The 21216-nt window shown below is 69.7% G+C and carries 14 protein-coding genes; 6 read left to right on the plus strand and 8 right to left on the minus strand.

Annotation, left to right across the window (positions count from 1 at the left end):
• Nucleotides 1-22 precede the first annotated feature (22 nt).
• From IEZ21_RS35025 to IEZ21_RS35035, 3 genes are all read left to right on the plus strand, one after another.
• Entirely contained in the window at nucleotides 23-3649 is a 3627-nt protein-coding gene (locus IEZ21_RS35025) for a hydantoinase B/oxoprolinase family protein (protein ID WP_189325844.1), read from the plus strand.
• Complete coding sequence (locus IEZ21_RS35030) at nucleotides 3630-4235, plus strand: GTP-binding protein (protein ID WP_189325845.1); 606 nt, start codon at nucleotides 3630-3632, stop codon at nucleotides 4233-4235. The genes IEZ21_RS35025 and IEZ21_RS35030 overlap by 20 nt, the downstream gene beginning before the upstream one ends.
• A 195-nt stretch (nucleotides 4236-4430) precedes the next feature.
• The gene (locus tag IEZ21_RS35035; RefSeq protein ID WP_189325858.1) at nucleotides 4431-6011 is read left to right on the plus strand and encodes an IS1182 family transposase; all 1581 of its coding nucleotides are present in this window, start codon (nucleotides 4431-4433) and stop codon (nucleotides 6009-6011) included.
• Between the two features lie 60 nt (nucleotides 6012-6071).
• On the opposite strand, the gene glpK is transcribed toward IEZ21_RS35035, so the two are convergent.
• The 5 genes from glpK to IEZ21_RS35060 form a co-directional block, all read right to left on the minus strand.
• Complete coding sequence (gene glpK / locus IEZ21_RS35040; protein ID WP_033321876.1) at nucleotides 6072-7583, minus strand: glycerol kinase GlpK; 1512 nt, start codon at nucleotides 7581-7583, stop codon at nucleotides 6072-6074.
• A gap of 22 nt (nucleotides 7584-7605) precedes the next feature.
• Nucleotides 7606-8331, minus strand: a complete 726-nt coding sequence (locus IEZ21_RS35045; RefSeq protein ID WP_189325846.1) for an MIP/aquaporin family protein — start codon at nucleotides 8329-8331, stop codon at nucleotides 7606-7608.
• Between the two features lie 393 nt (nucleotides 8332-8724).
• Nucleotides 8725-10377 (minus strand): GGDEF domain-containing protein, encoded by a 1653-nt coding sequence (locus IEZ21_RS35050; RefSeq protein WP_189325847.1) that lies wholly within the window; start codon nucleotides 10375-10377, stop codon nucleotides 8725-8727.
• A gap of 127 nt (nucleotides 10378-10504) precedes the next feature.
• Nucleotides 10505-11695, minus strand: a complete 1191-nt coding sequence (locus IEZ21_RS35055) for a lipid-transfer protein (RefSeq protein ID WP_189325848.1) — start codon at nucleotides 11693-11695, stop codon at nucleotides 10505-10507.
• Nucleotides 11692-12117 carry a Zn-ribbon domain-containing OB-fold protein gene (locus IEZ21_RS35060; RefSeq protein ID WP_189325859.1) on the minus strand — a complete coding sequence of 142 codons (426 nt, stop codon included), beginning with the start codon at nucleotides 12115-12117 and terminating at the stop codon, nucleotides 11692-11694. Before IEZ21_RS35060 ends, IEZ21_RS35055 begins: the two co-directional genes overlap by 4 nt.
• A 266-nt stretch (nucleotides 12118-12383) precedes the next feature.
• On the opposite strand from IEZ21_RS35060, the gene IEZ21_RS35065 reads away from it, so the two are divergent.
• Nucleotides 12384-12920 (plus strand): NUDIX domain-containing protein, encoded by a 537-nt coding sequence (locus IEZ21_RS35065; protein WP_189325849.1) that lies wholly within the window; start codon nucleotides 12384-12386, stop codon nucleotides 12918-12920.
• 40 nt (nucleotides 12921-12960) lie between these two features.
• On the opposite strand, the gene IEZ21_RS35070 is transcribed toward IEZ21_RS35065, so the two are convergent.
• A complete protein-coding gene (locus IEZ21_RS35070) occupies nucleotides 12961-15327 on the minus strand; it encodes a glycoside hydrolase family 31 protein (protein WP_189325850.1) in 2367 nt (788 codons plus the stop codon).
• 236 nt (nucleotides 15328-15563) lie between these two features.
• On the opposite strand from IEZ21_RS35070, the gene IEZ21_RS35075 reads away from it, so the two are divergent.
• Together IEZ21_RS35075 and IEZ21_RS35080 are read left to right on the plus strand one after the other, a co-directional pair.
• Complete coding sequence (locus tag IEZ21_RS35075) at nucleotides 15564-17540, plus strand: acetoacetate--CoA ligase (protein WP_189325851.1); 1977 nt, start codon at nucleotides 15564-15566, stop codon at nucleotides 17538-17540.
• Nucleotides 17541-17674: 134 nt separating this feature from the next.
• Nucleotides 17675-18568 (plus strand): DUF8829 domain-containing protein, encoded by an 894-nt coding sequence (locus tag IEZ21_RS35080; RefSeq protein ID WP_189325852.1) that lies wholly within the window; start codon nucleotides 17675-17677, stop codon nucleotides 18566-18568.
• Nucleotides 18569-18635: 67 nt separating this feature from the next.
• Here the strand turns inward: IEZ21_RS35080 and ptsP are convergent, their stop codons facing one another.
• Together ptsP and IEZ21_RS35090 are read right to left on the minus strand one after the other, a co-directional pair.
• On the minus strand, nucleotides 18636-20306 hold the full coding sequence (ptsP, locus tag IEZ21_RS35085) for a phosphoenolpyruvate--protein phosphotransferase (RefSeq protein ID WP_189325860.1): 1671 nt from the start codon (nucleotides 20304-20306) through the stop codon (nucleotides 18636-18638).
• A gap of 77 nt (nucleotides 20307-20383) precedes the next feature.
• On the minus strand, nucleotides 20384-20833 hold the full coding sequence (locus IEZ21_RS35090) for a PTS sugar transporter subunit IIA (protein WP_189325853.1): 450 nt from the start codon (nucleotides 20831-20833) through the stop codon (nucleotides 20384-20386).
• Between the last annotated feature and the right edge of the window lie 383 nt (nucleotides 20834-21216).

A 21216-nucleotide genomic window follows, 5' to 3' on the forward strand; every position in this document is an offset into this window, starting at 1 on the left:
AGCGCGGAAGCGGGGAACAGACGTGACAGGCTGGCAGTTCTGGGTCGACCGAGGCGGCACCTTCACCGACATCGTCGCGCGTCGCCCCGACGGCCGCCTGCTCACGCACAAGCTCCTCTCCGACAACCCGGCGCGGTACGCCGACGCCGCCGTCGCGGGCGTACGGGAACTCCTCCACGACGACGGCCCCATCGATGCCGTCCGCATGGGCACCACCGTCGCCACGAACGCCCTCCTGGAGCGCAAGGGCGAGCGCACTCTCCTCGTCGTCACCCGCGGCTTCCGGGACGCGCTGCGCATCGCCTACCAGAACCGCCCGCGGATCTTCGCCCGTGCGATCGAACTGCCCGAGCTGCTCTACGAACGGGTCGTCGAGGTCGACGAGCGCATCGCCGCCGACGGAACCGTCCTGCGCGCCCCCGATCTGGACGCCCTCGCCGGGCCGCTGCAGGAGGCGTACGACGACGGAATCCGTGCCCTGGCCGTCGTCTGCATGCACAGCCACCTCCATCCCGTCCACGAGCGGGCCATCGGCGAGCTGGCCGCCAGTATCGGCTTCCCGCAGATCTCGCTGTCCAGCGAGGTCAGCCCCCTGATGAAGCTCGTCCCGCGCGGCGACACAGCCGTCGTCGACGCCTACCTCTCGCCCGTGCTGCGCCGCTACGTCCAGCACGTCGCCGATGAACTGCGGGGCGTGCGGCTGATGTTCATGCAGTCCAACGGAGGGCTCGCCGAGGCCGGGCAGTTCCGAGGCAAGGACGCCATCCTGTCCGGCCCCGCGGGCGGCATCGTCGGCATGGCGCGGATGTCGCAGCTCGCCGGCTTCGACCGTGTCATCGGCTTCGACATGGGCGGCACCTCCACGGACGTCTCGCACTTCGCGGGCGAGTACGAACGCGTCTTCACTGCCCAGATCGCCGGCGTACGGCTGCGCGCGCCGATGCTCGACATCCACACCGTCGCGGCGGGCGGCGGCTCCGTACTCCACTTCGACGGCTCCCGCTATCGCGTAGGGCCGGACTCGGCGGGCGCGGACCCAGGGCCCGCCTGCTACCGGAACGGCGGCCCGCTCACCGTCACCGACGCCAACGTGGCCCTCGGCCGCATCCAACCCGCCCACTTCCCCAGGGTGTTCGGCCCCGACGGCGACCAGTCGCTCGACGACGCCCTCGTCCGCGACCGCTTCGCCGCCCTCGCCCGCGAGATCCGCGACCGGACCGGCGACGACCGCACCCCCGAGCAGGTCGCCGAGGGCTACCTCCAGATCGCCGTGACCAACATCGCCAACGCCGTGAAACGCATCTCGGTCCAGAAGGGCCACGACGTCACCCGGTACGCGCTGACCACCTTCGGCGGCGCGGGCGGCCAGCACGCGTGCATGGTCGCCGACTCGCTCGGTATCCGCACCGTCCTCGTCCCACCCATGGCCGGTGTCCTCTCCGCGCTCGGCATCGGGCTCGCCGACACCACGGCCATGCGAGAGCAGTCCGTCGAGGCGCCCCTGAAGGCGTCCTCGATGCCCGCTGTCCTGAAGACCGCGGACGACCTGGAGGGCGCGGCCCGCGCCGAACTCCTCGCCGAGGACATCCCCGAGAACCGCATCCGGGTCACCCGCCGAGCACAGCTGCGCTATGACGGCACAGACACGGCACTCGTCGTCGAGCTCACCGAGCCCGACACCATGACCCGCACCTTCGAAGACCGCCATCGCGCCACCTACTCCTTCACCCTCGACCGTCCGGTCGTCGTCGAAGCCCTCTCCGTGGAAGCCACCGGTCTCACCGAACCCCCCGATCTCTCCGCCCTCGCCACCCCCTACTCGACCCCCGGCACCCCGGAGACCGTCAGCCTCCACACGGGCGGCGCCTGGCGCGACGTACCACTGCACCGTCGCGAGGAACTGCCCCCCGGTGAAACCGTCACCGGCCCCGCGATCATCACCGAAGCCAGCGCGACGACCGTCGTCGACGACGGCTGGCAGGCGGCCATGACCGACGACGGGCATCTGATCATGGAACGCGCGGCGGTCACGGAGAGTTCCGATCTCGGTACAGAAGCCGACCCTGTTCTCCTCGAGGTCTTCAACAACCTCTTCATGTCGATCGCCGAGCAGATGGGCGCCCGCCTGGAGTCCACCGCCCAGTCCGTCAACATCAAGGAGCGCCTGGACTTCTCCTGCGCGCTCTTCGACCCCGAAGGCAACCTGGTCGCCAACGCCCCGCATATCCCTGTGCACTTGGGATCGATGGGTACCAGCGTCAAGGAGGTCATCCGCCGCCGGGGCTCAGGGATGCGCCCCGGAGACGCGTACGCCGTCAATGACCCGTACCACGGCGGCACGCACCTCCCCGACGTCACGGTGATCACTCCGGTCTTCGACACGGAGGGTGACCGGATCCTCTTCTACGTGGCCTCGCGCGGCCACCACGCCGAGATCGGCGGCATCGCCCCCGGCTCGATGCCCGCGAACAGCCGCGTCATCGAGGAAGAGGGCATCCTCTTCGACAACTGGCTGCTCGTGGAAGGCGGCCGCCTCCGCGAGGCGGAGACACGACGGCTGCTCACGGAGGCGCCCTACCCCTCGCGCAACCCGAAGACCAACCTCGCCGACCTGCGCGCCCAGATCGCCGCCAACCAGAAGGGCGTCGACGAAGTCGCCCGCATGATCGAGGACTTCGGCCTCGACGTCGTCCAGGCGTACATGAAGCACGTCCAGGACAACGCCGAGGAATCCGTACGCCGCGTCATCGACGCCCTTGAAGACGGCGAGTTCACCTACGAGACCGACTCCAGCGCCGTCATCCGGGTGCGCATCTCCGTAGACCGCGAAAAACGCTCCGCCACCGTCGACTTCACCGGTACGTCGCCGCAGCTCGGCACCAACTTCAACGCGCCCTTCTCGGTTGTCAACGCCGCCGTCCTGTACGTCTTCCGCACCCTGGTCGCCGACGACATCCCGCTCAACGACGGCTGTCTGCGCCCCCTGGACATCATCGTGCCCCCCGGCTCGATGCTCGCCCCCGAACCCCCTGCCGCCGTGGTCGCCGGTAACGTCGAGACCTCGCAGGCCATCACGGGTGCCCTCTACGGAGCCCTCGGAGTGCAGGCGGAGGGCTCCGGCACCATGAACAACGTCACCTTCGGCAACGAACGTCACCAGTACTACGAGACCGTGGCCTCCGGATCCGGTGCGGGCGACGGCTTCCACGGCGCATCCGTCGTCCAGACCCATATGACCAACTCGCGGCTCACGGACCCCGAGGTCCTGGAGTGGCGACTGCCCGTCCAGCTCGACGAGTTCGCCGTACGACGCGGCAGCGGTGGAGCCGGACGATGGCGCGGCGGGGACGGCGCCGTACGCCGCATCCGGTTCCACGAGCCCATGACTGTCTCTACGCTCTCCCAGCACCGTAGAGTCCCGCCCTACGGCATGGCGGACGGCGAGCCCGGAGCCCTGGGCGCCAACCGCGTGGAACGCGCGGACGGTACGGTCACCGAACTGGGCGGAAGCGACGCGGCGGACGTCGGCCCCGGCGACGTACTGGTCATCGAAACCCCTGGAGGCGGCGGATACGGTCCACCTCCCGCCCCATCCCCGTACGAAACCACTGAAGCAGGAGAAGAGAACGATGATCTTCGGGCGTTCTGAGCGCGGCAAGGCCCCCGTCGAGCCCGTCACGCTCAAGATCCTCGTGGCGGGCGGCTTCGGCGTGGGCAAGACGACAATGGTCGGCGCGGTCAGCGAGATCAAGCCGCTGCGGACTGAGGAAGTGCTCACCGAGGTCGGCCGCCCGGTCGACGACACCAGCGGGGTGGAGGGCAAGAACACCACCACGGTCGCCATGGACTTCGGCCGCATCACACTCCGCGAGGACCTGGTCCTCTACCTCTTCGGGACGCCCGGACAGGACCGCTTCTGGTTCCTGTGGGACGAGCTCTCCACCGGTGCCCTGGGGGCCGTGGTACTCGCCGACACCCGCCGTCTGGAGGACTGCTTCGCCGCGATCGACTACTTCGAGCGGCGCTCCATACCCTTCCTGGTGGGCGTCAACTGCTTCGAGGGCGCCGCCCGTTACCCCACCGAAGACGTCCGCCAGGCCCTCGACCTCGACCCCGATGTGCCCGTCGTGCTGTGCGACGCGCGCCACCGGGAGTCGGTCAAGGAGGTCCTCATCGGCGTTGTCCAGCACGCGATGGCGTACGCGGCCGAGCGCCGCCAGACCGTCACCACCTGAAGCGCTCGCCCTTCACCCGGCCCGCCACGCGTACGGCCCGTACCCCCGCCGACCGGGGTACGGGCCGTAGCCCTCGGGCACGACACACGTGACGCACGCGCGCGTGGATCGCGAAAACGAGCCCTAGAAGACTCATGAAGATCTTGGGTTCTGGCCCTGCCGCGTGAGCGGCAGGGCCAGACTCGTTGTGTGGCGATGGGCGAGTGGGTCGGCGAGATGGTCGGGCCGGACGTGTGGGAGACGTGCCGGGATCTGATTCCGGCCGGGAGCGTGTTCGCGTTCCTGGCCGAGCACCGCGGCGAGCTGTTTCCGGCTCAGATGTTCGCCGACATGTATCCCTCGGCGAACGGGCGGCCGAGCATGCCGCCGCAGATCCTGGCCGCCGCGATCACGCTGCAGGCGCTGCACGGGCTGTCGGACTTCGAGACGGTCCAGGAGCTGCGGTGCGACCTGCGGTGGAAGGCCGCATGCGGGCTCGGCCTCAACGACATGGCGTTCGACCCGTCGCTGCTGTCCTACTTCCGCCGCCGGCTGGCCCGTTCCACCCGCCCGAACCGTATCTTCGAGGCCGTTCGCGAGGTCGTGAATGCCACCGGCGTGCTGAAGGGCAAGCACTGCCGGGCGCTGGACTCCACTGTGCTGGACGACGCGGTCGCCACCCAGGACACGGTCACCCAGCTCATCGCCGCCGTCCGGGCGGTGATCCGCGAGGTCCCCGGCGCCGACACGGTCGCCGCTGCCCAGTGCACTGCCCACGACTACACCGACCCGGGCAAACCGAAGATTGCCTGGAACGATGAACAGGCCCGCGCCGAGCTGGTCGACGCGCTGGTCGGTGACGCGCTGCGGCTGCTGGGCCACCTGCCCGACCAGCAACTGGGCGAGAAGGCCGCGAACGCGGTGGGCATCCTGGCCCTGGTCGCAGGACAAGACGTCGAGCCCGCCGAGGACTCCGACGGCCGCGACGGACGCTGGCGCATCACCCGCGGCACCGCCCCGGACCACACGGTCTCCACCGTCGATCCGGAAGCCCGGCACGTCCACAAGACCCGCACCCGCCAGCAAGACGGCTTCAAGGCCCACCTGGCCATCGAGCCCGAGACCGGGTTATGCACCGCCGTCGCCCTGCGGCCCGGCGCCGGGCCCGAGCACCATGAGGCCGCAGTGGGTCTTGAGCTGCTCGCCGACGAGGACACCCCGGTGGACGCCTTCGGTGACACCGCCTACTCCGCTGGCGACGCCCGCCAGGCCCTCCACCAGGCCGGACACCGGCTGTTCCTCAAGCCCGCACCGCTGCGGCCTGCCGTCCCCGGCGGCTTCACCCTCGACGACTTCACCATCGACACCGCCGCCGCCATCGTGACCTGCCCCGCCGGACACACCGTGGCTCTGTCCGGCCCCGGCGGGCAGCACCACCAACGCAAAGCCTCCTTCGGCAACTTGTGCACCGGATGCCCCCTGCGTGAGCGGTGCACCAAAGCCAAGGCCGGACGCATCCTGACCATCCGCCCGCACCATGACCTCCAAGCGGCCGCCCGCCACCAGGCTGCCACCGATCCCGACTGGCAGGCCGACTACCGCCGCTGGAGACCACCGGTCGAACGCGCCGTCGCCTGGCTCGTCCACCACGGCAACCGCCGACTCCGCTACCGCGGCACACTCAAGAACGACACCTGGCTCCACACCCGAGCCGCCGCCCTCAACCTCCGCCGACTGATCAACCTCGGACTCACCCGCATCGACGGCACCTGGCACCTCGCCCCAGCCACCACATAGCGAAGAGGGGCCATCCGGCCTCCGGCCGGACAGCCCCTCACCAAGATCTTCATCGGCCTTCTAGCTGGGGCCGTCCTCGTGCCAGCCGAAGCTCTTCTCCACCGCCTTGCGCCAGTTGTGGTACTCGCGCTCGCGCACCGAGTCCTCCATCGACGGGGTCCACTCGACGTCCTTCGCCCAGTGCGACTTCAACTCGTCGAGGTCGTTCCACACACCGGTCGCGAGGCCCGCCGCGTAAGCGGCGCCCAGGCAGGTCGTCTCGGAGACCTTCGGACGGATCACCGGCACCCCGAGTACATCCGCCTGGTGCTGCATCAGGAGGTTGTTCTTGGTCATGCCGCCGTCCACCTTCAGGGTCGTGATGTGCACCCCGGAGTCCTGGAACATGGCGTCCACGACCTCACGGGTCTGCCAGCTCGTCGCTTCGAGCACCGCGCGCGCGAGGTGCCCCTTCGTGACGTACCGCGTGAGACCGGTGACGACCCCGCGCGCGTCGGAGCGCCAGTAGGGCGCGAACAGGCCGGAGAACGCGGGCACGATGTACGCCCCGCCGTTGTCCTCGACGCTCGCCGCGAGCGTCTCGATCTCGTCCGACGTACGGATGATGCCGAGCTGGTCGCGGAACCACTGCACCAGGGCGCCGGTGATCGCGATCGACCCCTCCAGGCAGTACACGGGCGCCTCGGAGCCGATTTTGTAGCCCATGGTGGTGAGCAGCCCGCTCTTCGAAGGAACCGGCCGGTTCCCGGTGTTGAGCAGCAGGAAGCTGCCGGTGCCGTAGGTGTTCTTGGCCGTGCCCACGTCGTAGCAGGCCTGCCCGAAGACCGCCGCCTGCTGGTCGCCGAGTGCCGAGGCGACCGGCACCCCGCCGAGTTGGCCCACGGCCGTCCCGTACACCTCGGAGGAGGACTTGATCTCCGGGAGCATCGCTTCGGGGACGTTCATCGCGGAGAGGATCGAGGCGTCCCACTGAAGGGTCTCGAGGTTCATCAGCATGGTGCGCCCGGCGTTGGTCACGTCGGTGACGTGACGGCCGCCGTCCGTGCCGCCGGTGAGGTTCCAGATCAGCCAGGAGTCGATCGTCCCGAAGGCGATCTCGCCCCGCTCGGCGCGGGCCCGCAGCCCCGGCACGTTGTCCAGCAGCCAGGCCGCCTTCGGCCCGGAGAAGTAGCTGGCCAGCGGCAGGCCGGTCTGCTCGCGGAAACGGTCCTGCCCGTCCGAGCCGCCCAGCTCGTTGCAGAGCGCGGAGGTACGGGTGTCCTGCCAGACGATCGCGTTGTGCACGGGTTTGCCCGTGGCGCGGTCCCAAAGGACCGTCGTCTCCCGCTGGTTGGTGATCCCCAGCGCGCTGAGCTGGTCGGCGCGGAGACCGGCCTTCGCGATCGCCCCCGCGACCACGGCCTGCACCTTCGACCAGATCTCGGTGGCGTCGTGCTCCACCCATCCCGGCTTCGGGAAGATCTGACGGTGCTCGCGCTGGTCGACGGCGACGATCGCGCCGTCCTGATTGAAGATGATGCAGCGGCTGGAAGTGGTGCCCTGGTCGATTGCGGCGACGAACTTGTCTGTCATGACGTCCCCTTCGTCGGATTCTTCAGAAGGCTGCGTTGAAGATGAGCCCTGAGAGCGCCCCGCCGATCAGCGGCCCCACCACCGGGATCCACGCGTAACTCCAGTCCGAGGTGCCCTTGTTGGGTATGGGGAGCAGGGCGTGGGTGATGCGCGGGCCCAGGTCACGGGCCGGGTTGATGGCGTATCCGGTGGGACCGCCGAGCGACAGGCCGATGCCGACCACCAGGAAGGAGACGATCAGAATCGCGGTGCCGGACTCGCCGAGCCCCTTGGTCAGGCCGAAGGCCAGGATCGGCAGAACCAGAGCGATGGTGGCGATGATCTCGGTGATGAGGTTCGCCACGGGATTGCGGATCGTGGGTGCCGTGGAGAAGATCCCGAGCGTCGGTTGCGCCTTCTTCTCCTCGGCGTTGGCCTGGAACTGGGCGAGGTAGACCAGCCAGCACAGGACCGCGCCGAGAATCGCGCCGATCATCTGTCCGGCGACGTAGAGGGGGACCTTGTCCCAGTCCCCGGTGTCGATGGCGATGCCGAGTGTCACCGCCGGGTTGAGATGCCCGCCGGACAGCGGTGCCGCGGTGTACGCCCCGGCCATCACACCGAAGCCCCAGCCGAACGCGATGACGACCCAGCCCGCGTCCTTCGCCTTGGAGTCGTTCAGTACCACGGCGGCGACGACTCCGGCGCCGAAGAGAATCAGAATGGCTGTGCCGATGATCTCACCGACGAAGATGTCTCCATTGCTCATGGCGGCTCCTAGGCCTCGCCCGGGGCGATCGGCCCCGGTCCACCGTGCAGGGTGCGTTTCCCATGGCTACTTCTGCCGAAGGCAGGGAGAGTCCCGCGCCCCGCCCGGCGTCCGTGACGAGCGTGCCGTGGCAGCCGAATCGCCCGTGGGGGATGACCCGTTGGCGCAGGCGAGGGCCCGCGCGGCGCAGTGCGTGAATACGCCGGAATGCGGCGACGCCGACTGACATCCGGAAGTGTTCACCGGGGGCCGAGGACCGTCAAGGTCGCGGGCGGCAATGGTTCGGACCCGCAAAAATGCCTGAGCCGGGAGGGTCGGGCTCCACAACCGGTGTACGGCAGTGGGCGTACGCGTCAACTGCCGGGCCCCGCGGACACGGTGCCGCGAAGCCGCTCAGCCCAGGCCTGGGCCGCCCGTTCCGCATCCCGCCTGCGCGGGCGCCGCCCCCGAGCCACGGCGGATCTCGTGGCCGGGCAAGCCCGCGTGGCCCAGCACCCAGCTTGCGCCCCGCAACGACTTCGCGGCCTGCTTGAGCGGCGCCAGACACGCGGCAGCCTGCCGGTGGTCGGTCACCGTTCCCGGGGCGCACAGCACCGTGGCCAGGGACAGCGTGACGGCGAGGCCACCGGCCGACCACGGCGTGTCGAGCACTGACACGGCCAGCGGATCGAGTCTCTCCGGATCCGTCAGCACGAGAAAGTCGTCACCGCCGATATGCCCCACGCGCGTGACCCCGGACGCCGCCGCCTGCAGCGCCCGCCCCACCCCGCGGATCAGTTCGTCGCCCGCCGCGAACCCCGCACCGTCGTTGACCTGCTTGAAGCCGTCGACATCCAGCCAGCTCAGCGCGAAGATCCGCCCGTCCGCGATCCGCCGGTCCACCTCGCCGGTGATCGCGTCCGAACCGGGCAGCCGCGTCAGCGGATTCAGCCCGGCCGCCTCCTCGACGCGGTTCTCGGCCAGCGCCCGTACCAGATCGGCCAGTCGTACGACTCCTACGCACCGCCCGAGCCGGTCGACGACCGCGACATCGTCGGACGTACGGTCGCGGTCCCCGTCCGCCACCACGTCGAGGACCTCCCACGCGGTGGCGTCCACGCCGACCGTACGCGGCGGATCGCCGAGCTTGGCGGCCGGCCGGTCGGCGTACAGCGCATGCCCGTAACGGCCCGACAGCGACAGCAGGAACCGGGAGCGGTGCACCGACCGCACCGGGACCCCGGCCGCGTCCACGAGCAGCACCCCGGACACCTCAGGCGACCCGGTCAGCAGCGCCCGCACCTGTCCCGCAGACGCGTCTGCGGGCAGCAGCGCGGCAGGGCGTACGAACTGCCGCACCGACGGCCCGTACGGAGGCGTCGCCGAGGTGACGTGGGAGAGCGCCGGGACGTATACGTCCGCTGCCGGACGGCGGGCCGGGGGACCGAACAGCTCGCCCTGCGCCAGTTGTGCGCCCGCCGACAGCGCCGCCGCACACTGCAGCTCGGTCTCGACGCCCTCCACGGACAGCAGCGCACCGAGCTGCTCGCACAGCGTCCGCATCGCCCGCACGACCGCCGGCCGCGTCAGCAGGGACGCGTCGAGCTTGACCAGGTCGGGAGCGAGATCCGCGAGCACCCGAAGGGGCACGTCGCCGTCGCCGATGCCGTCCGCGCAGATCCGGAAGCCCTCGCCACGCAGCGCCGAGACCGCCTCGATGAGCGCCCGGTGCGGCACGTGCGTGAAGGGCGGGCCGACGTCGACCGTCACCTCCCACGGCATGCGCCCCGCCTCGCGTACGGCCTCCCGCAGCGCGGCGAGTCCTCCGAGGTCGGCGAGGGTGCCCGCGAACACGTTGACGTGGAGCGGGAGCAGCGTCTCCTGACGGGCCGCCGCCCGGATCGCCAACGCGGCCAGCCGACCGTCGAGTTCGGGGTCGCGGCGGGCATGCGCGAGGACGTCACCGGCCTCCGGGCGGGCGAGTATCTCCAGTGCTGCCACCCCTCCGGTCGTCAGGTTGACGATCGGCTGGAAGGCGAAGCGGAGAGTACCCGTCCAGGAGCGCACGGAAGCATGATGACGCTTCCAGTGTGCGCCCAAGCCCAGTTCACGAGCTGTTCACGCAGGATTCCGGACTGATCACTCAGTGTACGGAAGGCCACTTCAGCTCTCACGCCATACGGGCACCCTGCCCTCACCGGACGGCTATCACGGACGACCCGTGCCCGAACAGCCCCTGGTTCGCCGTGATCCCCACCCGCGCGCCGGTGATCTGCCGTTCGCCCGCCGTACCGCGCAACTGCCAGGTGAGCTCGCAGACTTGGGCGATGGCCTGGGCCGGAACGGCCTCTCCGAAGGAGGCGAGTCCACCGCTGACGTTCACGGGTATTCGCCCGCCCGGGGCCGTCGCACCCTCTCTGAGCAGCTTGGCGGCCTCGCCCTCGCCGCACAGTCCCAGGTCCTCGTACCACTGCAACTCCAGGGCCGTGGACAGGTCGTAGACCTCGGCGAGCGAGAGGTCCTCCGGGCCGATGCCCGCCTCCTCGTACGCCGCCCGCGCGATCGACGCGCGGAATGTCTCGGCCGCCGGCTCCACCGCGACCGCTGAGTCCGTCGCGATGTCCGGCAGATCGAGCACCGTGGTGGGGAAGCGCGGCGTCACCGTGGACACCGCGCGGATCCGCACCGGATCCGCGACTTCATGACGCCGCGCGAACTCCATGCTGGACAGCACGAGCGCCGCGGCCCCGTCCGAGGTCGCGCAGATGTCGAGCAGCCGCAGTGGATCGGCGACGACAGTCGAGGCGGCGACCTCTTCGGCGGTGACCCGCTTGCGGTACCGCGCGTTCGGATTCAGCGCCCCCTGGGCGGCGTTCTTCACCTTGACCTGCGCGAAGTCCTCCAGTGTGTCCCCGTGCACGGCCATCCGACGCCGCGCGTACAGCCCGAAGTACGTCGGATTCGTCGCCCCCAGGACCCGGAATCGCAGCCAGTCCGGATCATCGGGCCGGTCTCCGCCCGCGGGCCGGAAGAACCCCTTCGGAGCCGCGTCCGCACCCACCACCAGGACCACGTCCGCGAGGCCCGAAAGGATCTGCGCCCGCGCCGTGTTGACGGCCTGCGCCCCCGACGCGCACGCCGCGTAGACGCTCGCCACCCGGGCGCCCTGCCAGCCCAGCGCCTTCGCGAATGTCGCCCCCGCCACGTACCCGGGATAGCCGCCACGGACCGTGTCCGCGCCGACGATCGAGCCGACGTCCCGCCAGTCGACTCCCGCGTCAGCCAGTGCCGCGCGCGCCGCCACCGTCCCGTACTCGACGAAACCGCGTCCCCATTTGCCCCAGGGATGCATGCCCGCGCCGAGTACCGCCACCTCACCCGTCATGCCCCCACCCCCGTCGGCCGCCAGTGCCACGTCGTCCAGGTCGTCTCCGCGTCCTCGTTCAGCACGCCCGGGACGACCTCCATCTCCATGCCCACCGTCAGATCGGCGACGGTGACCCCGGGAACCGCCTGTCCGAGCACCACGATCCGCTCGAATTCCAGCTCCACAGCGATCAACGCGTACGACTGCCATTCGAGTTCCGGGTCGGACACATACGGTGACGGTGGCCGGTACCGGCTGTCGGTGTACGACCAGACGCGGCCCTTCCGGGACAGCGGGACCTCGGCCAGTTCGCCGCCCGGGCAACCAGGGTTGCGGCAGAAGGCGTCCTCACGGGGAAAGAACACCGATGCACAGGCCGAGCAGCGCGTGCCCAGAAGCCGGAAGTCGTCCCCCTCGCCGGCGAACCAGCCGGGGACCACGGGTGTGCGGGTGCGGGTGCGGGACAAGATCCCTCCAGGCGTCTGTATCTGACAGATCGTCAGAAGTGTGCCATGGGGCGCGTCGATTGGGCAGGGCGTCAGCGGGCAGGTCTGTGCGTCACGAGAACCGCCAGGGCCCTCCTGGGCGTCGAAGTATCGGTAGGGGCGGCCGGGGCCTACGGGGGTGGTTCCGGCCGTCTCTCGTCCCATCGCATGGAGACGGCCCTCCGGAAGCGCCCATGTGATGATCGGCTACAGTCCGCGGCGTGTCCCCATCCCAGAACCCGCCCGCCGACTCCGCGCCGGACTCCCACTGTTCGAGCTGCGGAGCACCCTACGAAGAGGGTGTCTCCGGCTGGCCCCGTACCTGCGCCTCCTGTGGCGCCGTGGCCTACCGCAATCCGCTGCCCGTCGCGGTGGCCCTTCAGCCCGTGTACGACATCAAGGGCACCGCCCTGGTCGTCATCACCCGAACCATCGCCCCCGCGCGCGGGGGCATCGCTCTGCCCGGAGGGTTCATCGACCACAGGGAGGACTGGCGCCGCGCCGTGGTCCGCGAGCTCATGGAGGAGACGGGCATCGATGCTGCAAGCCGCGACGTACGGCTCGCCGATGCGATGAGCTCTCCCGACGGCCACCTCCTGCTCTTCGGGCTGCTTCCGGAACGTCCGGCCGCCGCATTGCCGCTGTCTTCTGCGACGGACGAGACCGAGGGCTGGCACCTGCTCCGCACGGCGACCGAACTCGCCTTCCCACTGCACACCGTGGCGGCGCGGGCGTTCTTCGAGGGCCGGTACATCTGACGCGTTGTCCAGGGCACCTGGTGCACCGCTCAGGAGCGCGTCACAGGCCTCCCAGCCCGCGGACCCGTACGGGGCGGGACGGCTCGCCCGGTCCGTCCTCCCCGTCCCGCTCGACGACCACCCGCTGTCCTTCCCAGCGCGTCACATACCGCTCGACCTCCGGCTCGTCCCATCCATCGCCCGTGTCCGGCACCACGAGCCCGCCTCCGGTACGTCCAGGGGCGGGCGCCCACACCTCCAACTCCAGGCCGCCGTCGGCGCCGCGTACGGGCACGACGGCACCCGCGCGCGCGAGCACCGGAATCCGCGACAAGGGGGCATCGACCAGCACCTGAGCGGGCCCTTCGTAGCACTCCTCGGTCACCGTGTCGTACCAGCATCCTCGCGGCAATTGCACCGCACGCCGGTCCGTGCTCGGGTCCAGTACCGGCGCCACCAGGAGGCAGTCGCCGAGCAGGAAGGTGTCGTCGCAGTCGCGCAGCGCCCTGTCCTCGGGCGCACCCCACCACACCGGCCGCACATACGGCGCCCCCGTACGGTGCGCCAGATGCGCCAGCGTCACGAAGTACGGCAGCAGCCGCCGCCGCTCGACGAGCGCCACGCGCGCGTGCTCCAGGATCTCCTCGCCGAACTCCCAGGGCTCCCTGCGCCCGGCCCGCAGACTCGCGTGGGTACGGAACAGCGGCAGATACGCGCCCAGTTGGAACCAGCGCAGATACAGCTCGGGCGACGGACTGCCGTCGAACCCGCCCACATCGGGGCCCGAATAAGGCACCCCGCACAGCCCGAGCCCCACCACCAGCGACAACGACGCCCGCAGCCCCGGCCAGCCGGTGGCCACGTCCCCGGACCAGGTCCCTCCGTAGCGCTGCATTCCGGCCCACCCGGAGCGCGAGAACATGAACGGCCGCTCCCCGGGTGTCAGTTCACGCAGCCCTTCGTAACCGGCCCGCGCCATGCAGAGCGCGTACACGTTGTGCGCCTCACGATGGTCGCCGCCGCGTCCCTCCAGGTCGTGCCGTGCCGAACGGGGCAGGGTGTTCTCCCCGAAGGCGGCGAACGACACCGGCTCGTTCATGTCGTGCCAGAAGCCCGCGAAACCCTGCGCCAGCCGCTCCTTGTAGAGCTCGCCCCACCACAGGCGCACCCGCGCGCGCGTGAAGTCCGGATACACCGACTCGCCGGGCCAGACCACACCGCGCACCGGCCTCCTCGCGGAGTCCCGCACGAAGGCGTCCACCGCGGACCCGCTGTCGTACACAGCGTTGCCCGGTTCGGCCTTGACCGCCGGATCCACGATCGACACCAGTCGGATCCCGTCCCGGCGCAGCTCCTTGGCGAGCATCGGAAGCTTCGGGAAGCGCTCCCGGTCGACCGTGAACACCTGGTGCGCGTCGAAGTGGTCGATGTCCAGATGAACCGCGTCCAGCGGCAGACCGCGCTCCAGATAGCCGGCGACGATCCGCCGCACCTCCTGCTCGCTGCCGAAGCCCCACCGCGCGTGATGGTGCCCCAGCGCCCACGTGGGCGGCAGCGCGGCGGCCCCGGTGAGCGATGTCCAGGTGCGCAGCACGCGCTCGGGGGTGCCCACCATCACCCAGCAGCGCAGTGGCCCGCCGTCCATCCGCAGCTCGCTCGTCCCGGCCCGGTCGTGCCCGGACCCCGCGCCCTCCTCGCCCTCGCGCAAGGTCACGGTGCCGTCCCACGTGCTGTCGTGGAACACGAGATGCGTGGCGGCGTCGGCCACCACCATCTGCACCGGCATGGTGATGTACAGCGGATCGTCGCCCGGACCGAAGGAGAGGCCGGGATCGGTGTTCCACAGCCGGTACGCGCCGTCGCGCAGCCGCGGTCCCGACGCGCGCCCGCCCAGCCCGAAGAACCGCGCGTCCGCGGCCACTTCGGACCGCTGCATCCACCGCGCCGGGCCCTCGCCGACCGGTTCCCACCACCGGGGCGGCAGATCGCGGCGCAGGGTCACCCCGCCCGGCGTACGCACCTCCACAGCACCGTTCCGCGAGACGACGACCGTCACGCGCTCGGACACCACCCGCCAGGCGCCGTCCTTGTCCGGCTCCAGAACAGCCCGCGGGTCCGGCCCGGGGGAGCGGCCGGCGAGCGCGTACGACGGCTCGGGTCCGGCCCCGTCCCAGCCCCAGAAGACGGCCCCGTTCACCGCGACAGTGATGCGCAGCTCCGACCGGGTGAACCGCACCAGTCCGCCGCCGGGTCCCGGCTCCACGTCCAGTACCGGGCCGGGCACCCGCGCGCGCTCGGCACCACGGGGCACAAGCCCGGAGGCGTCGACGCGCCTCCTACGCCACGCGGCCCGCACGGTACGCCACCCCTGGGCCGCCCCCGTCGAACCGACCGCCTTCACCGAGCGCACCAGGTCACGACCGTCCATGCTGCTCAGCCTGCCATTGACCTGCCCACCTGTGTGAGTCGTTCAACTGCCGTTCACCCGCGACGGGACCACATCTTCACGACCCGGACCATGTGTGGCGCACGACACCGACCATCCTTGGCGCACCCTGGTGCGGAAGTCGATCACATGGCATCGTCCGTGTCAGCCGCGTGACGCGCACAACCCAGCCCGTGCGTGATACACGCACACGACGCGCACAGTCCGGGAGCCGCCCCATGTCCTCAGCGAACCACTCACCGCTCTGGCAACCCGATCTCGAACGCATCGCCCGGGCACAGATCACCAAATTCCAGTCCTGGGCGGCCGAACACCACGGAGCCCCGTCCGAGGGCGGCTATGCGGCCCTCCACCGCTGGTCAGTGGACGAGCTGGACACATTCTGGAAGGCCGTCACCGACTGGTTCGACGTACGGTTTTCGACCCCCTACGCGCGCGTGCTCGGCGACCGCTCAATGCCAGGTGCCCAGTGGTTCCCCGGAGCCACACTCAACTACGCCGAGCACGCCCTGCGCGCGGCCGAGACCCGCCCCGACGTCCCGGCTCTCCTCTACGTCGACGAAACCCACGAACCGCGCCCGGTCAACTGGTCCGAACTGCGCCGCCAGGTCGGCTCCCTGGCCGCCGAGCTGCGCACCCTCGGCGTACGTCCCGGAGACCGCGTCAGCGGCTACCTCCCGAACATTCCGCAGGCCGTCGTCGCCCTCCTTGCCACAGCCGCCGTGGGCGGCGTCTGGACGTCCTGCGCGCCCGACTTCGGCGCCCGCAGCGTCCTCGACCGCTTCCAGCAGATCGAGCCCGTCGTCCTGTTCACCGTCGACGGTTACCGCTACGGCGGCAAGGAGCACGACCGCCGCGACACCGTCGCCGAGCTGCGCCGCGAACTGCCCACGCTGCGAGCCGTGGTCCATGTCCCGCTGCTCGGCACCGAGGCCCCCGAAGGCGCCCTGGAGTGGTCCGCGCTCACCTCCGCGGACATGGAGCCCGTCTTCGAAGCGGTCCCCTTCGACCACCCCCTGTGGGTCCTCTACTCCTCCGGCACGACCGGCCTCCCCAAGGCCATCGTCCAGTCCCAGGGCGGCATCCTCGTCGAGCACCTCAAACAGCTCGGCCTGCACTGCGACCTGGGCCCCGAGGACCGCTTCTTCTGGTACACCTCCACCGGCTGGATGATGTGGAACTTCCTCGTCTCCGGCCTCCTGACCGGCACCACGATCGTTCTGTACGACGGCAGCCCCGGCTATCCGGGAACGGCCGCCCAGTGGCGCATCGCCGAACGCACGGGAGCCACGCTCTTCGGCACCTCGGCCGCGTACGTCATGGCCTGCCGCAAGGCGGACGTGCACCCCTCTCGCGACTTCGACCTCTCCCGTGTGCAGTGCGTCGCCACCACTGGCTCGCCCCTGCCGCCCGACGGGTTCCGCTGGCTGCACGACGAGTTCGCGGAGAGCGGTGCTGACCTGTGGATTGCCTCCGTCAGCGGCGGCACCGACGTCTGCTCCTGCTTCGCAGGCTGCGTACCCACACTCCCTGTGTACATCGGCGAACTCCAGGCACCGTGTCTCGGCACCGACCTCCAGTCCTGGGACCCCAGCGGCAAACCCCTGACCGATGAAGTCGGCGAGCTGGTCGTCACCAACCCGATGCCGTCCATGCCCATCCGCTTCTGGAACGACCCCGACGGCAGCCGCTATCACGACAGTTACTTCGACGTGTACCCCGGAGCCTGGCGCCACGGAGACTGGATCACCGTCACCTCACGCGGCTCAGTGATCATCCACGGCCGCTCCGACTCCACGCTCAACCGCCAGGGCGTGCGCATGGGCTCGGCCGACATCTACGAAGCCGTGGAACGTCTCCCCGAGATCCGCGAGTCCCTCGTCATCGGCGTCGAACAGCCCGACGGCGGCTACTGGATGCCCCTGTTCGTGCACCTCGCGCCGGGCGCCGTACTCGACGAAGCCCTCCTCGGACGTATCAAGCAGACCATCCGCGAACAGCTCTCGCCCCGCCACGTCCCCGACGAGGTCATCGAGGTGCCCGGCATTCCGCACACCCTCACCGGCAAGCGCATCGAGGTACCGGTCAAGCGCCTGCTCCAAGGCGCTCTCCTCGAAAAGGCCGTCAACGTCGGCTCGGTGGACAACGTCGAGCTGCTGCGCTTCTACGAGGACCTGGCCCGCAAGCGCACCTGATCAGAGTGCTGACCTGCGTCTTTATCGCACATCTTTATCGCACGGCCTCGTGCGTGAACCCCTCGCCCGGCGGCCATTGTCAGTGCCGCCGGTTACGGTGAGTGAGCATTGATCGACTGCACTCAGGGGGAAAAATGGCGCACATCCAGCACCAAAGCATGCGACGCGTCCTGCGCCGCGAAATCGCCGGCACCATCGGCCTGCTGACCGACGAGCAGGACTTCACGGCGATGCGGCGCTACCGCACGTTCACCTTCGCAGACCATGCAAGCTACCTCCAGCAGGTGGAAGCCCTGCTCAGGACACTCGCCTCCCAAGGCGGCCACACCACAGTGGCACTCTTCGACCCCGAGGAGTACGCGGAGTTCTGCGCCGAGCAGGGCCTGGAACCCGACGCCCCGACCAGCCGCATCCGCTTCACAGCAGAGCTCGCCTCGACCGGCCCCACCCTCCCGTACGAGGGACAGCCCCTCGCCGACCTCGTCCCGACCCTCGTCGACGAGGCCGTCCGACAAGCCACTTGGGAGTACGCGACGACGCTCCTGTCCCGCATCGGCAACTGCGCATCCTGCGGCGAAGACATCGGCCGTGCGGCCTTCATCCGAGCATCTGACCTGCTCGTCCGCATCCTCGAAAGCACAGGCCCCGGCGAGCGCCACCTCGTATGCAGCGTCTCGACCGCGCCGGAAACACTCATCGCGGCCCTCCATGCCGACGACGACCCCGAGGGCACACCCCAGCTCGACGAGGCCGAAGCCCTCGAATTCACCACCGTCCTGGCCGTCGGCATTGCCACCCAGAGCGCCGGAGGCCTCGTCATGCGCACCAGCGCCCCCGACACGACCGACCGCGTCTTCGGCTGGCGCCTGCGTGGCGAAGACCTGGAACCGCTGACCGCCGGAGAGGTCTTCGACGCCTACTGCACCGACATCGAATCCGGCGACCTCGTCTCCCCGGAGTCGGGCGTCGACTACTGCGCGCCGCCGGACCTGAGGGACGACGGCCCTCCGACGGCGCATACGCACTGAACACGCGAGGGGCGCCCTTACAGGCAGGGCGCCCCTCGATCACCGCTGGTCAACGGCGCAGGCCGACTTACTCGCCGGACAGCACCGCCTGAGCCGCCGTGCGTGCCTCTTCGGCGCTGTCCGAGGCGCGCGCCGCCGCCGCGGCACGCTCACACTGCGCCAGCGTGTACTTGGCCAGCGCCGCCCGGACGTACGGAATCGACGCCGCACCCATAGAAAGGGAGGTGACTCCCAGACCGGTCAGCACACACGCGAGCAGCGGGTCCGACGCGGCCTCGCCGCAGACACCACAGCTCTTGCCCTCGGCCTTCGCCGCCTCGGCGGACAGCGCGACCAGGTCGAGCAGCGCGGGCTGCCACGGATCCTGGAGACGGGACACCGCGCCCACCTGCCGGTCGGCGGCGAAGGTGTACTGTGCGAGATCGTTGGTCCCCAGCGACAGGAACTCGACCTCCTGCAGGATCGACCGCGCCCGCAGAGCGGCCGACGGAATCTCGACCATGGCACCGAACTTCGCCTGTAGCCCGGCCTCACGGCACGCATCCGCGAACGCCTTGGCATCGATACGGTCCGCGACCATCGGTGCCATCACCTCGAGGTAGACCGGCAGCCCCTCGGAAGCCTTCGCGAGCGCCGTCAACTGCGTACGCAACACCTCCGGGTGATCGAGCAGCGTCCGCAGACCACGCACGCCCAGTGCCGGGTTCGGCTCGTCGGCCGGCGTCAGGAAGTCGAGCGGCTTATCTGCACCCGCATCCAGCACACGCACCACAACACGACCCTCAGGAAAAGCCTCAAGGACCTTGCGATACGCCTCTACCTGCTTGCTCTCCGACGGCGCACTCTTGCTGTCGTCAAGGAAGAGGAACTCGGTACGGAACAGACCCACACCCTCCGCACCGGCCGCGACCGCCGCCGGCACATCCGCGGGACCACCGACATTGGCCAGCAGTGGCACCTTGTGCCCGTCCGAGGTGGCTCCGGGCCCGCTCGACGCGGCAAGCGCCGCCTTACGCTCGGCGGCCGCGGCCTCCATGGCGGCCTTCTTCTCGGCACTCGGGTTCACGAAGATCTCACCGGTACCGCCGTCCACCGCGATCATCGTTCCTTCGGCGAGCTCACTCGCTCCCGGCAAGGCGACCACGGCGGGCACACCAAGTGCCCGCGCCAGAATCGCGCTGTGGCTGGTAGGCCCGCCCTCCTCAGTGACGAAACCGAGGACCAGAGCCGGATCCAGCAGGGCAGTGTCGGCAGGCGCAAGGTCACGAGCAATAAGGACGTACGGTTCGTCACTGTCCGGGACGCCCGGCATTGGAACACCGAGCAGACGGGCGACGATACGGTTCCGCACATCGTCGAGATCCGCCACACGACCGGCGAGGTACTCACCAGCACCCGCAAGCAGAGCGCGATAGGCGGCGAACGCGTCGTACACCGCCCGCTCCGCCGTGCTTCCGACAGCGATCCGCCGCTCGACATCGGCCATCAGCTCCGGGTCCTGAGCCATCATGGCCTGGGCCTCGAGCACTGCCTGGGCTTCGCCGCCCGCCAGATTTCCGCGCGCCATCAGGTCGGCCGCCACGGCTTCCACGGCCTTACGGGCGCGTCCCTGTTCGCGCTCCGCGTCCTCCGCCGGAATCTGCTTGGCAGGCGGCTCGAGAACCGCCGTCCCCATGTGCCGAACCTCGCCGATCGCCACACCGTGGCTCACGCCGACGCCTCGCAGCGTTGTCTCCATGTCACCTGTCTCCGATAGAGCGGCGGGTCCCGCCACCGCGGTGGTCGTCCTGCCTGTCGTTCATCACGGCACTGAAGTCAGTGCCAGCTGAAGAGAGCGTCTCCAGCCTTCACATCGCCGTCAACGTTGAGGTCGGAAAGCGACTCGGCCGCAGCTTCGAGCGCCACGATGGGGCACACCGGGGACTTGCCGGCGGCTTCGACGGCAACCGGGTTCCAGCGGACCATGGCCTGACCGCGCTGCACGGTGTCCCCCTTGTTGATCAGCAGCTCGAAGCCTTCGCCATTCAGCTGGACGGTGTCGATACCGAGGTGCGTGAGCACACCGTGGCCCTGCTCGTCGACCACGACGAAGGCGTGTGGATGAAGCGAGACGACAACGCCGTCGATAGGGGCGACGGCCTCGGAGGGCTCACGCACGGGATCAATCGCGGTACCGGGTCCCACCATCGCTCCGGAGAAGACCGGATCAGGTACGGCTACGAGCCCGATGGCACGTCCTGCAACAGGGGACGTCACGGTGGTCATGGGAAGCCTCCCAGGGGCGGAAGAGTCATATGGCCGTCACTGCCTGTACCGGACGGCGCACTGTTCAGCAGCGTAAGTCACGAGAAGTACCGGTCCGCCGGAGAGGTCTCGGTTGGCGACCGTAGGGCCCGGCACAAACGATTTGCGCCTGCTCCCGAGCCCGCTGTAGAGTCGTACACCTGCTTGAGGCCGAGCGATGCGACCAAGCGTCCTTGCCTGGCAGTATCCAACTTGTCAGATCCTATCTCGGGGTCTGGTTCTGCGTGCTCGCAGTACCATGGTCAGTGAGACGGGAAAGCCCTGATACGGTTGGAAACACCGAAGGGGAGCCCGGAGGAAAGCCGCGAGAGAGTCTCTCGGGTGAGTACGAAGGAAGCGTCCGT

The organism is Streptomyces flaveus, assembly GCF_014647675.1.
In the GTDB taxonomy this organism is placed as follows: domain Bacteria; phylum Actinomycetota; class Actinomycetes; order Streptomycetales; family Streptomycetaceae; genus Streptomyces; species Streptomyces flaveus.

What these genes read in the sequence shown, in the direction of transcription:
- IEZ21_RS35090 (WP_189325853.1), bottom strand. Translation starts at nt 20,833, where the DNA reads ATGACCACCGTGACGTCCCCTGTTGCAGGACGTGCCATCGGGCTCGTA.
- ptsP (WP_189325860.1), bottom strand. Translation starts at nt 20,306, where the DNA reads ATGGAGACAACGCTGCGAGGCGTCGGCGTGAGCCACGGTGTGGCGATC.
- IEZ21_RS35035 (WP_189325858.1), top strand. Translation starts at nt 4,431, where the DNA reads ATGGGCGAGTGGGTCGGCGAGATGGTCGGGCCGGACGTGTGGGAGACG.
- IEZ21_RS35055 (WP_189325848.1), bottom strand. Translation starts at nt 11,695, where the DNA reads ATGACGGGTGAGGTGGCGGTACTCGGCGCGGGCATGCATCCCTGGGGC.
- IEZ21_RS35075 (WP_189325851.1), top strand. Translation starts at nt 15,564, where the DNA reads ATGTCCTCAGCGAACCACTCACCGCTCTGGCAACCCGATCTCGAACGC.
- glpK (WP_033321876.1), bottom strand. Translation starts at nt 7,583, where the DNA reads ATGACAGACAAGTTCGTCGCCGCAATCGACCAGGGCACCACTTCCAGC.
- IEZ21_RS35070 (WP_189325850.1), bottom strand. Translation starts at nt 15,327, where the DNA reads ATGGACGGTCGTGACCTGGTGCGCTCGGTGAAGGCGGTCGGTTCGACG.
- IEZ21_RS35045 (WP_189325846.1), bottom strand. Translation starts at nt 8,331, where the DNA reads ATGAGCAATGGAGACATCTTCGTCGGTGAGATCATCGGCACAGCCATT.
- IEZ21_RS35080 (WP_189325852.1), top strand. Translation starts at nt 17,675, where the DNA reads ATGGCGCACATCCAGCACCAAAGCATGCGACGCGTCCTGCGCCGCGAA.
- IEZ21_RS35030 (WP_189325845.1), top strand. Translation starts at nt 3,630, where the DNA reads ATGATCTTCGGGCGTTCTGAGCGCGGCAAGGCCCCCGTCGAGCCCGTC.